Source organism: Ruegeria sp. HKCCD3925 (genome assembly GCF_057221175.1).
On record NZ_JBWVBI010000001.1, the window covers coordinates 941,842 to 953,991 of the forward strand.

12 protein-coding genes are annotated in these 12,150 nt (G+C 56.5%); 4 read left to right on the forward strand and 8 right to left on the reverse strand.

Annotated elements, in window-relative coordinates; all coding sequences use genetic code 11:
- Nucleotides 1–17 precede the first annotated feature (17 nt).
- From AC2TEM_RS04625 to AC2TEM_RS04635, 3 genes are all read left to right on the forward strand, one after another.
- A complete protein-coding gene (locus AC2TEM_RS04625; protein ID WP_170426311.1) occupies nt 18–1,241 on the forward strand; it encodes a class I SAM-dependent RNA methyltransferase in 1,224 nt (407 codons plus the stop codon).
- Between the two features lie 22 nt (nt 1,242–1,263).
- Nucleotides 1,264–2,049, forward strand: coding sequence for an ion transporter (locus tag AC2TEM_RS04630; protein ID WP_170426309.1), 786 nt, complete (start codon nt 1,264–1,266; stop codon nt 2,047–2,049).
- Nucleotides 2,050–2,111: 62 nt separating this feature from the next.
- Nucleotides 2,112–2,630: a L,D-transpeptidase family protein gene (locus tag AC2TEM_RS04635; protein WP_170408782.1), complete on the forward strand. Its 519-nt coding sequence runs from the start codon at nt 2,112–2,114 to the stop codon at nt 2,628–2,630.
- Between the two features lie 7 nt (nt 2,631–2,637).
- Here AC2TEM_RS04635 and AC2TEM_RS04640 read toward each other — a convergent pair whose 3' ends face one another.
- From AC2TEM_RS04640 to cysQ, 7 genes are all read right to left on the reverse strand, one after another.
- The gene (locus tag AC2TEM_RS04640; RefSeq protein ID WP_170426307.1) at nt 2,638–4,071 is read right to left on the reverse strand and encodes a sulfotransferase family protein; all 1,434 of its coding nucleotides are present in this window, start codon (nt 4,069–4,071) and stop codon (nt 2,638–2,640) included.
- Between the two features lie 6 nt (nt 4,072–4,077).
- Nucleotides 4,078–5,778 (reverse strand): DUF5927 domain-containing protein, encoded by a 1,701-nt coding sequence (locus AC2TEM_RS04645; RefSeq protein WP_170426305.1) that lies wholly within the window; start codon nt 5,776–5,778, stop codon nt 4,078–4,080.
- Nucleotides 5,775–6,761, reverse strand: a complete 987-nt coding sequence (locus tag AC2TEM_RS04650; protein ID WP_170399507.1) for a glycosyltransferase family 2 protein — start codon at nt 6,759–6,761, stop codon at nt 5,775–5,777. The genes AC2TEM_RS04645 and AC2TEM_RS04650 overlap by 4 nt, the downstream gene beginning before the upstream one ends.
- Nucleotides 6,762–6,907: 146 nt before the next feature.
- The gene (locus AC2TEM_RS04655; protein ID WP_170426386.1) at nt 6,908–7,954 is read right to left on the reverse strand and encodes a glycosyltransferase family 2 protein; all 1,047 of its coding nucleotides are present in this window, start codon (nt 7,952–7,954) and stop codon (nt 6,908–6,910) included.
- Nucleotides 7,951–8,934, reverse strand: a complete 984-nt coding sequence (gene galE / locus AC2TEM_RS04660; protein ID WP_170426303.1) for a UDP-glucose 4-epimerase GalE — start codon at nt 8,932–8,934, stop codon at nt 7,951–7,953. Before galE ends, AC2TEM_RS04655 begins: the two co-directional genes overlap by 4 nt.
- Nucleotides 8,931–9,731, reverse strand: a complete 801-nt coding sequence (locus AC2TEM_RS04665; RefSeq protein WP_170408777.1) for a 3-deoxy-manno-octulosonate cytidylyltransferase family protein — start codon at nt 9,729–9,731, stop codon at nt 8,931–8,933. The genes galE and AC2TEM_RS04665 overlap by 4 nt, the downstream gene beginning before the upstream one ends.
- A complete protein-coding gene (cysQ, locus tag AC2TEM_RS04670) occupies nt 9,731–10,528 on the reverse strand; it encodes a 3'(2'),5'-bisphosphate nucleotidase CysQ (protein WP_170426301.1) in 798 nt (265 codons plus the stop codon). Before cysQ ends, AC2TEM_RS04665 begins: the two co-directional genes overlap by 1 nt.
- A gap of 122 nt (nt 10,529–10,650) precedes the next feature.
- Between cysQ and AC2TEM_RS04675 the strand changes: the two genes are divergently transcribed.
- Nucleotides 10,651–11,472: an ABC-2 transporter permease gene (locus tag AC2TEM_RS04675; RefSeq protein WP_170399317.1), complete on the forward strand. Its 822-nt coding sequence runs from the start codon at nt 10,651–10,653 to the stop codon at nt 11,470–11,472.
- Here AC2TEM_RS04675 and AC2TEM_RS04680 read toward each other — a convergent pair.
- Nucleotides 11,469–12,071 carry an alpha-ketoglutarate-dependent dioxygenase AlkB gene (locus AC2TEM_RS04680; RefSeq protein ID WP_170426299.1) on the reverse strand — a complete coding sequence of 201 codons (603 nt, stop codon included), beginning with the start codon at nt 12,069–12,071 and terminating at the stop codon, nt 11,469–11,471. The genes AC2TEM_RS04675 and AC2TEM_RS04680 overlap by 4 nt on opposite strands.
- Nucleotides 12,072–12,150: the final 79 nt, after the last annotated feature.

Sequence of the window (12,150 nt, forward strand, 5' to 3'; positions counted from 1 at the left end):
CCAGTTATCAGGCCTCCATGACGCAGCAATACACAATAAACCGCCTTGGACATCAGGGCGACGGAATCGCCGATGGTCCGATCTATGCGCCACGCACTCTGCCGGGTGAAGTGGTCAGCGGTACGTTGCTGGGTCAGTTTCTGAACGATATTCGCGTCGAAACACCCTCGGATCAGCGGGTGAAGGCACCCTGCCGTCATTACAAGGCCTGCGGCGGCTGCCAGTTGCAACATGCGACCGATAATTTTGTCGCCGAGTGGAAAGTTGAGGTGGTGCGCAACGCGTTGGCCGCGCAGGGGCTCGATGCCCCGATGCGGCCCATTCACACTTCGCCTGATCGATCCCGCCGTCGGGCCACCATCGCCGTGCGGCGCACCAAGAAGGGTACGCTGGCCGGGTTTCATGGTCGCGCTTCTGACACGATTACCGAAATCCCGGATTGCCATTTGCTGCACCCAACCTTGATTGCTGCCATCCCGGTGGCCGAAGCATTGGCGTTGTTGGGTGGCAGTCGGAAAGGTGTGTTGGCCGTAACGCTGACCCTGTCCGAAGGCGGATTGGATGTTGCGGTCAAGGGCGGCAAACCGCTGGATGGACCGTTGGAGCTGGCGCTCGCGCAAGCGACCGAGCATCACGGCCTTGCCCGGCTTAGTTGGGATGATGAGGTTATCGCCATGCGTGTACCTCCGATCCAACGCTTTGGAACCGCTGGTGTCACCCCACCGCCCGGAGCGTTTTTACAAGCCACAAAAGACGGAGAACAGGCTCTATTACAGGCTGTTTCCGACGTTACGTCGGGGGCAAAGCGGATTGTCGATCTATTCGCCGGATGCGGGACATTCTCGCTGCCGCTGGCACAGACAGCTGAAGTTCATGCGGTTGAAGGTGAGGCCGAGATGACGAAGGCCTTGGATCAGGGCTGGCGCAAGGCGCAAGGCTTGAAACACGTCACAGCCGAGGCCCGAGACCTGTTCCGCCGCCCGCTCATGCCCGATGAACTCAAGAAATTCGACGCCGTTGTGCTTGACCCGCCGCGCGCTGGGGCCGAGGCGCAGGTGGCCGAGCTGGCGCAGGCCATGCGCCCGGTGGTTGTTTATGTCTCGTGCAACCCGATCACCTTTGCCCGTGACGCAAAAATGCTGGTTAACGCCGGATATGCCCTTGAATGGGTACAGGTGGTTGACCAATTTCGATGGTCGTCACACACCGAACTTGCTGCTCGGTTCATTTTGAACAAATAATCCTGAGATAAGGACCACCCGCATGGTGATCGCCCAACGACTGCTGCCCATCATCGAAGCACCGGCTTTCGGGAAATTCATCACCGGTGTGATCCTATTCAACGCGGTACTGCTGGGGATGGAGACATCGCCTACGCTGATGGACGCAGCGGGTCCACTGATCGTGACGTTGGACAAGCTGTGCCTTACCATATTCGTCATCGAAATCGTCATGAAACTGATCGCCACAGGGCGCCGGTTCTTCACCAGCGGCTGGAATGTGTTTGATTTCGTGATCGTGGGCGTGGCCCTAGTTCCCAGTGCAGGGGCGCTTTCGGTTCTGCGGGCACTGCGTATCCTCCGGGTCCTGCGCGTTATCTCGGTCGCGCCGCGCCTGCGCCGAGTGGTCGAAGGCTTCATCTCAGCCTTGCCGGGCATGGCCAGCGTGTTCCTGCTGATGGCGATCCTGTTTTACATCGGCGCTGTGATCTCAACCAAACTTTTCTCGGGCACATTCCCCGATTGGTTCGGCGATCTGGGTCTGTCGGCCTATACGCTGTTCCAAATCATGACGCTGGAAAGCTGGTCCATGGGCATCGTCCGCCCTGTGATGGAGGTGTATCCCTACGCCTGGCTTTTCTTTGTTCCTTTCATCATGGTGACCACCTTTGCGGTGGTGAACTTGCTGGTCGGTCTCATCGTGAACTCGATGCAGGATGCCCACCATGCCGAGGATGAGGTCAAGACCGACGCCTATCGTGATGAGGTTCTTGAAAGGCTGGAATCGATCGAACGCCGCCTGACGGAACAGTCGAGCAGCAAAAAGTGATTTAAGTTTCGCGAAAATCTGGCATAATAATTGACAAAAAAGAGCATCAGGCAGTGAAAATAATGGATCGTCGAGCATTCGGAATGGGCGCAATGGCAACGCTGAGCCTTTCAGCGTGTGCCTCAGCCAAACCTAGATTTCTTTCTTATCGCGGGCCCGAGGTGACCTCGATGGTCATCAACAAAGGTGCACGCAAGCTGTATTTGCTCCATAACGAGCAGATTTTGCGGGAGTACGATATCGATCTAGGATTTGCGCCCAACGGCACGAAAAACAAAAAAGGCGATGGTCGTACGCCCGAGGGTACCTATCTGATCGACCGCCGCAATCCGCGCAGCAGGTATCATCTATCGTTGGGTATATCGTATCCCAATTCGGAAGACTTGGCTAAAGCCAAGGCCGCAGGTGTTGATCCGGGCGGCGACATCTTCATTCACGGACAACCCAATCTGCGATCCGAGTTCAAGCGGGCGAAGAAGACCCCGGATTGGACGGCAGGTTGTATTGCGGTCAAGAATGATGAGATCGAAGAGATCTACGCCATGGTGAATGAAGGAACCGTGATTACCCTGCGCCCCTAAGCAAGGTTCAAAGCGGTTTCCAGTCACCAAATCCAAATATTGTATAGTCGCGCTGGTACGCTTCCTTCGCTAGCGCTTCAAGCTGTGCGTCGTAAATCTGATCAAGTGCAAACGGCGCGTCCGGCTTGGCCCTGTTTGGCGTTGGCGGGGCTGTATGCCCAACTTTGTAGGCAAGGTCGGGCAAGGCGGTTTCCATCTCATTCTCGCGCAGGATCAGGTCGGGCATGGTGAAACCGGCCATGCCTTCCAGCGTCTGCGCCTGTCCGCACCATTCCCCATCCACACGGATCGGGGTTTGACCCGCCAAAATACTGCGCAGCATGCCCAGAAAGGCCGCGAACGCCTCGGAATGCTGATCCCGGGTATAATTGCTGAGATCACCCTTGGCAGGCAGAGGCACCTTGTACCGTCGGCTCAGCATATTGCGAATGCTCACATACGCGCCGGGGCCTGTGTGCAGAATACGGTCGCAGAACACAGCGTGCGCGCGCGCCAGCGGATGGCGTAGCACCGTGAATTTGCGGTAACCGGGATGATCCTGCATCCATTGACGGGTCTGTTTTTGATTGCGGCCGGTGATCAGGTCGGCTTGAGACACCCCGTCCAGATCGGCAATCCACCGCACCACTTCAGCCTCGGGGCCGCCGCGCACCGGAAGGTACATCAGCGAAGTTTGCGCAGCACCCACATAGCGCGAAACAGCCGGCCCGCGGTGCGGCTCGTAACTTGGGATATGGTGTAGCTTGAAGCGGTCACGTTGCGACAGGGCCAGCTCCATATCATCCGGATTGGTCACTTTCGACAGGGCAGGCGCCGGGTTTTGACGTTTGAGATGCTGGTTCAGCTCCTTAAGACGTGCGCTGACGCCAAGCCACGCGGCAAGGCCGTTCAGAACGTCCAAATCTGTTAGATCGTCATAGTCGATATAGAACGGTGTTTGCCCGGTGGTCTGGAGATGTTTGAGCACTGTTTGTTGAAATGCTTGCCGCTGGTCGAGCTGTTCGGCGAATTCTTCGGCATCGAAGGTGATTTGCGCCTCCCGCCGTTGCTTAATGTTCACCAACCGCCACTGCTTTGTTTCCAAAGCGATTTTCCACGATATGTAGCTATCCAGAGGGTTGCGCATCAGAATGATTTTGGCGCAGCGCGGATCATCCAGCGCCGGTGGCAGCGCCCGCGCATCGTGGTCGCTAAAAAAGCGAAAGCCGTTCATCTCGCCCGGCGCGTTTCGGATGGCGTCGATCAGCGCCATCGGGTCGCGTTCACGATCTTCCAGGGTAAAGCCCAGAACGCTGTCCAGTTTTGGCAGGCCGACGAAATAGGGGTTAAACGCTTCTCCGTGACACGTGACGCCATCCAGCGTGTTCAGCTGTAATTCAAGCAGGTTCGAACCGGTGCGCATATCGGCCAGAACGATGAAATAATCGAAGCGGCGGGTCATTTTATGTTACTGCACCAAATAGGGCTTCTTGAACGATTTGGATTGCGCGCCAAACACGTCATTCACAGGGAAATCCCCCATCAGATAGGGATGCATCCCTTGGTTCTTGAGGTTTTGCAGGAACTTTCCGAACCCGGTCAGATCCACCATCGTCGGTGCCTCGGTCAGATGGGTGGGCTTGGGCGCGCCCATGTCTTCCAGAACGGTCTGCAGTTGCTCCATAGGGGATTCCACAAACTCTGCCATCGTCCATATTCGAATGCGCGTCTTTGCGCGGGCGGCATCCAGCAGCTTGAGCTGTTTACTTTCGATCTGTTGTAGGCGGGCAGCTTCGCACCGGATATCGGCAAAATTCAGGTTCGAACGGAACAATGGAACCGCCCAGGCCCCCGAGATGACCGCAATATGTGCATTCTGGTCTTGCGTCAGGAATTCATTGATTTTCTGAATATCCGTTGGCCCGAATTGAAAGCACTGACGCTCGCCTCGTGTATTCCAGATGAGGTTCGACAGAAAGGCCGAGGGGTTATAGTCGCGTAGCGTGGCGCAATCGCTGAGCGCACCGTTGATGATCGTCTCATCTTCGGCAAATTGCGCCCGTTCGGAACCGAACAGGTGCCCATGCACCCGCCCGCCGATGGCGTTTGTCAGCCAGGGTTCGAAATCCTCGAACAACTCGGTAAAGCCTTGAAACACCGAATAGGGAAAGGCTGTCAGGCTGCGTTCCGTAGCCGCGCGGGGGAAACGGCTTTGCATATAAAGACCATCCCGTCCGCGAACGCGCCGCTCGACCGCTTTGGAAAACACCCGGTCGATCTTGCCGGGGTTGGGCTCGGCCGGGGTCAGTGCGCTGTCCTGGTCGGTCAGGAAGGTCTGATACAACCGGCTAGCGCTGTGCCAGACTTTGCGCGCCACGAAACAGTCGGACCGGCGCAGCAATTGCAGGTGATCGTCGTAGAACATGTGCGGCCGACCTTGATAGTCGAACTTCGACAGGGTCAGCGATCGGCTTTCGATATGGGTGGAATAGAGTCGTGCCAGTGTCTGAAAATAGCTTTCATCGGGAATCCAGACCTGGCGGAAATAGCGATCATATTCGGCGCGCTTGGGATCCTGAAGGATGGCCGACAAGGTTTGGCGGGTCAGACACCACCATTGACTGCCCATATGCGGTACAAGGCCTTCGGGAATTCTGCGGCGCAGACCGAGGGCGCGTTGCAACCGCACGTAATTGTCAAACAGTTTTCGTTGCCTGCGCCATGAGAAGGGGAACCTCAGGGTGAAACGTTCCAGATCCAACCCGCCAATCGTCCAGCTGACGTCGCGCGTGGTTGCGCTTTCGATGAAATCGACACGGGGCCGGTCGGCCAGATAGTCGATCAGATCAGCGACCGGACGCAGCGGCAGACACGCGCCTGAAGACAGATATACATGCCGGACATCTGGAAACCTCTCCAACATTAGCGATGCGGCAGATTGTGATGCGGCGACAATACCCCAGCCGCCCCATTCACAGACATGGCGTTTTGAAAACAGGATCAGTGGTTCATCCGAACAAGCGGCGACAAAATCGGAATAAGCCGGATCGCCGACTTTCTGATCTACATGAATGACCACAGGACAGCCCGAGGCGGCCCAATGGCGTGCCACCTGCTCAACCCGATCCAGCGCGGTGTGCACCAGCATTACGATGCCCAAGCTGCTCATGCCCAGTTCCCCTTGGACATCAGGCCGAGGATCTCAATCTGTCGCCAGTTGATGTATTTCTCGGACCATTTGTTCCAGAAAACCGGATTATCCTCTAACTGCTTGGCATAAGCCTTGTACTCGCCCGACGCAGCATAGTGCTGTCCGCGCAGCAACTCTTCTTTAGCTTTTTCCCCAAGCGTATTGATCAGCTTTGCATGCAGCAGCGCTCCGCTGGTTTTTTCACCGCCCTGCTCTTCATAGACCTGATTGAGCCCGCGCGGCAGCAAGGCGTGGGTTGAGCTGACATAGGCGTAGCGCCGGTGCCATTTCACAAGAGGTATCTTGTTCAGGGCCGGAGCCTTCAGGGGATTGTCCTGAAAGAAAACCCGTGCGCGTGCACCGCCTTGAATCCACAGATTCCCATAGGTCGGGTTGCGGGTAATCATGAAGTTGCCTGAATCGAACCAAGGCGCGACTTCAAAGGGGTTCTGGCCCTCATGATAGGGCGCATCCATGATTCCGGTTTCGGGATACATGTCGATCAGCATGGTGCCGAAACTGCGCACACCAGTATCGTCCAGCCAGTCGGTCAGGGCGCGGATCGGGCGGGTATCGCAAAAAGGATAGATAAAGAATTCATCCGGATCGACCGTCAGAACCCAGTGCTTATGCGCATAGCGGCGCAGCAGGTAGTTGGACCAATCCAGACCAAAGGTCGCATTCTTGTAACCTACATCCGTCCACCACAGCGAAACGTCCGGCTGGCTGCTCAGGTATTCGTGGGTGCCGTCATCGCTGTTGTTGTCCACGCACAGGAAGTGATTGATGCCAAGCTTTCGATAGTAGTCTAAGAAATAGGGAAGGCGGATCTTTTCGTTCCGCATCACACTCATCAACAAGATGTCGTTTTCTTTGATCTTGTTGGTGTTATCTTGCACCGCTTTCAGATCCCGACGCCGACGTAGGCAACGCAGCAGGCGGCGCTTGCGCCGCAATCTCATGCGATAGGAATCCAAAAGGCTCACGCGGCTGCCCAACCTTTTTTGATACGCGCGTCTGCCCGGGGCCGCCTGAGGCCTGAGTGGTGCCGGACATTAACGTTTTATGACATCTCTGCACCTTGTGAGGCAACGGGTTTAAATCCGGTTTACTTCCCCCCTGTGGCAGGAAATCCGCCCGCGTTCATGAGCCCAAGGTCTTGTAACTGTTGCCAATCACCTAGTTTGACCGAGTCAGAAGTCCAAAGATCAGGCCCGCTGATGATCCCGTCATAATAGGCGCCGAACCGATCGGGGTCGTGAAAATGTTGCCGCCTCTGTTTTTCGATCCGCGATTTGTCGACAACCTCGGGCAGGAATTTCGTGTGTAACAACACGCCCGAGGCGGTCTGCCCACCCGGACCGTCATATTCAAAATTCAGGAACCGGGGCAGCGCGGAATGGCACGAATTCACATAGGCCATATGCCGTGACCACCGGGTCAGAGGGATTTTGTTCAGGGTCGGTGATTTTTGGGGCTGATCTGCAAAAAACACCCGCTCGCGTACGCCTCCCTGAACCCAAAGGTTGCCCATCGGCCTTTGGCGCTGGGCACGATAGGGGCCGGGGTCAAACCAGTTCAGGCAATCGGTTGGATCGGAATGCGGATCATAACTTTGCTTGCCCAGCCGACCTTTGGGATAGAGGTCCAGCATCATCGCCCCAAACGTGGTTTGACCGCGCGCGTCCAGCCATGCGGTCAAATCGCGCAGCGTATGGGTGTTGTGATGGGCGTAGATCAGCAACTCATCGGCGTCGACCATCAACGTCCAGTGGTCGTGCCCAAATTTCCACTGCAGCCAAGTCAGCCAATCCAACCCGAACCGAGACGCGCGATAGCTTGCCGTAGTCCGCCACAGCGACACATCCGGCTGTTTAAGCAAATACGGGACCGAGCCGTCATCGCTGCCATTATCCACCATCAGAAAATGATCAACGCCCAGCGTGCGATAATGGTGAAAGAACCACGGCAGACGGCTGATCTCATTCCGCAGCGTAGTAAAGGCCAGAATGGCGCTGGGCGTGATCTTTTGCGTGTTGTCAGTCAACGACTTCAGTTGATGGCGGCTGCGAAAAGATCGCCACAACAGCCGCTTGCGTTTCAGGCGCAGCTTGTAGCGCTGCACCCAGGTAAGCGGCTGATCCTCAAGGTTCACTTGGTATAGCTGCCATTCTGATGCCAACGCCAGGCATCCGTGATCATCGTCTCTAACGTTGATCTTTTTGGTGTCCAGCCCAGCTCTTCCTTGGCTCGGACCGAGCCTGAAACTAGACGCGTGCAATCCCCGGCTCGGCGCGGGCCGATGCTATACGGCACCGCACGGTTGGTGACGGCTTTGGAATGCTCGATGACTTCCATCACCGAAAACCCCGACCCGGTGCCCAGATTGAACACGCGGCTTTCTTTGCCCTGTTCTAGCCACTTCAGCCCCAGTACATGTGCATCGACCAGATCACAGACGTGTACATAATCGCGGATGCAGGTGCCGTCGGGTGTGTCGTAATCGGTGCCGAATACAGTCAAGCCACCCCGCTTGCCATCGATGGCGTCCAGCATCAGCGGTACCAGATGGGTTTCTGGTTGGTGAAACTCTCCAACTTCGGCATCCGGGTCGGCCCCGGCCACGTTGAAATAGCGGAAGATCACGTGCTTCAGGCCATATGCGGCTTGGAAATCACGTAAGATGTCCTCGATCGCTCGTTTCGAAGCACCATAGGCATTCAATGGCTGCTGCTGAGTGCTCTCGTCCAGCACAACGTTGTCATGTTCGCCATAGGTGGCGCAGGTCGACGAGAACACAAAGTTCAAACATCCCGCATCCACAGCCGCCTGTATCAGTGTCAGCGAACCGGTGACATTGTTCGACCAATATTTTCCGGGCTCAACCATCGCTTCGCCGACCTGACTGAGGGCGGCGAAATGTATCACGGCGGCGGGTTGGTATTTGGCGAACACTTCGTCCAGCCGGGCGCGGTCCAGCAGGTCGCCCTGCTCGAAAGGGCCGAATTTCACCGCGTCCTGCCATCCGGTGACAAGATTGTCATAGGTTACGGGCGTATACCCCGCCCTTGCCAGTGCCTTGCAGGCATGAGAGCCGATATAACCTGCACCACCTGTAACCAGAATATTTGTCATTCAAGCCCCATAGCGGCCATCATTTCTTCGATCTTGGCCACGTCCTGCGGGTTGTTCAGCTCCCAGAACTGACGACCTTTGGCTTCAACTTCGACACACAGAACCTTGCGGCCGTTTTCCATGAAGCGCAGCTGTTCCAACCCTTCCAGTGTCTCCAGCGGACCGCTAGTCCAGCCCGGATAAGCAGTCAGAGCGTCAGGCCGATAGGCATAAACTCCGACGTGGTGGAATACCGGTGTCGGGTCACTGCTGGCATAGGTCTCGGCTGTGAAAGGGATCACTTCTTTCGAGAAGTAAAGCGCGCTGTGGTCATTGCCGAACACCGCTGTAGTGCCCCCGACCCGGCCTTGCTTGCGATCGTTCAGTAATCCGTTCAGTGCGTCCCCGTCACAGCGCAGCACGGGGGTGGCCACACCCGCATCTGGCGCGTTGCGCAGACCCGAGATCAGGTCTTCAACAAACCAATGCGGGGTCAAAGGCGCATCCCCTTGCAGGTTGACGACGATGTCATAACCGCCACCCAGAGCCGAGTGCGCCTCGGCGCAGCGTTCGGTACCGTTGCGGCAGGTGTCTGAAGTCATCACCACCTCGGCACCAAATCCCTCTGAGACTTCGCGGATACGGTCATCGTCGGTTGCCACAACCACGCGATCTACGCCTGACACGGAAATCGCGGCGCGCCAGGATCGTTCGATCAGAGTCATGCTGGTTCCGTTTGCCCCGGTCAGCGGAACCAGAGGTTTGCCTGGATAGCGGGTCGAAGCGTAGCGCGCGGGAATGGCAATCAATACTGACATCAGGCTTCCTTCAGCTCAACGCCCGGAGCATAGGCGATGAAAAATGGATTGGCATAGCCGTCTTTGCCATAGGTCAGCGGCGAATGGTCGTCAAAGCGCACCACATGTCCGCCCGCACCGGCCAGAACCGCGTGGCCCGCAGCGGTGTCCCACTCCATGGTGCGGCCAACACGGGGGTAGAGGTCGGCCTCTCCCGTCGCCACCAGACAGAACTTCAGCGACGACCCGGCACTTTTGCTGTCGCGCACCTGATATTTGTTGATGTAATCCTCGGTCGCCTGATCCCGATGCGACTTGGATGCAACGATCATCAGCGCCGAATTGTTTGGTTTAGAGACTGATATTGGCGTTGACGCACCCGGCTGATCTTTGTCCAGATCCCCGATTTCTTCAACCGATTGCCCGTCAGCTTGCGTATAGAACATCCGGCCGCGTGCAGGGGCGTAGACCACGCCACGCGTCGGTACGCCGTTTTCGACCAAAGCGATATTTACGGTAAAATCGCCGCGCCGATTTATGAATTCCTTGGTGCCGTCAAGTGGATCAACAATCAGAAAGGTCTCGCCCTTTTCGGAATGCGAAGCCGCCTGTTCCTCGGTCACCAGCAGGATATCTGGAAAAGCCTCGCGCAATCCGGCCGAGATCAAAGCATCCGCCGCCTCGTCCGCCTCGGTTACCGGGCTTGAGTCTGACTTGACCTTGACGTCGAAATCATCTGCTTCATAGATCTGCATGATCTTGTCGCCTGCCTGCAAGGCCAGCCGCCGGATGACGGGAATAAGCGCGTCATAAGTCACAAAAAAGCTCCGTTCCTGTGGTTTGTTGATCAGGGCATCTCACGGACTTATGATGCTATGGATACGGAACAGCAAGAATTTCGTGCCAATTTGCGGCTGACACAGCAGGAAAGAGTATTCGAGTGTTTCACTACAAGCGAAATCAGTCGTTGCTTGGCGGGGTTTTCACCACCGCCGAGCTTATATTCCATGCGGTGGTCCGCAATATCCGCTCGCAGCATTCAAACGCGGTCATAGCGATCCTGATCAATATTCTGCAAGTCGTTATTGTCGCATCCGCGTTCTACTTTATCCTCTCGCTGATGGGCACCCGGATTGCCAAGATACGGGGAGAGTTCATCCTGTTCCTGTTGTCCGGCGTGTTTCTGTTCCTGACACATATCAAGTCGGTCGGCGCTATTGCGGGCGTCGGGGATGGCAACAATCCCATGACGCTGCATTCGCCCATGACCATGATGGTGATGTTATCTGCTGCTGCTCTTGGCACGTTTTATACGCAGCTCGCCTCGATCTTGGTGATCCTGTTTGTCTACAGCGTTACGGTTTCACCGCTTGAAATTCAGGAACCTGGGGGCGCCTTTGCCATGCTTGCGCTGGCTTGGTTCACGGGGTGTTCGGTGGGCCTTGTGTTCTTGTCACTCAAGCCGTGGTTTCCCAATACGGTTGCCATCCTGACCAATGTCTATCGTCGCATGAATATGGTGTTTTCCGGCAAGATGGTCGTCGGCAACGCGCTGGGTGGATTCATGCTGACCATGTTCGCCTGGAACCCATTGTTTCATGTCATTGATCAATGTCGGGGCTTTGTGTTCCGCAATTACTTTCCGCGCAATTCCAGCTGGGAGTATGCGCTGTGGATCGGCATCGTGCTGACTATGATCGGCTTGCTCGCCGAATTCTACACGCGCAAGCAGGTTTCAAAAAGCTGGGACGCCCGCCGTTAGGTCGCAACTCGCAGCGTCAGGTTGATCCTCCCACCCTTCGGCAGCAGTTTGGATGATCCGAACCGGATGCGATCCACCCCGTGATAGGTCAGCCGTGCCGGGCCACCCATGACCACCACGTCGCCCGAGCCCAGCCAGATCGATTCAGTCTTGCCACCGCGTGTGGTGTTGCCGATCCGGAACAGCGCGTCATCGCCTAATGAAATCGACAGCACGGGCCACGAGAAATCGGCCTCATCCTTGTCCTGATGCAGGCCCATCTTGGTGCCTTCACCGTAATAGTTGATCAGACAGCAATCGGGCCGGCGATCCGCGCCTGTCAGGTCCTGCCAGATGGTCAAAATCTCATCCGGAATCGCGGGCCATGTCTTGCCCTTTGGGTGCGTGTCCTGATACCGATAGCCCGCCCGGTCAGTGACCCATCCCAGCACCCCGGCCGAGGTCATGCGCACTGACATTTCCTTGCCCGAAGGTGTCACGGGCCGATAAAGCGGTGCCACTTTCAGAATCGGCCTAAGCAGGTCAACTAGATGCGACTGCGCCGCCGCATCCAAATAGCCTTTCCGAATTTCAAATCCGCGCAATAACAGCCGCGCCATTCCAGAATCCCCAAACCTTGCCAAAACCTTGCCAAAAAAGGCCACAGAATCCCGAAAACCTGCGTTTCTGAACGCTTGC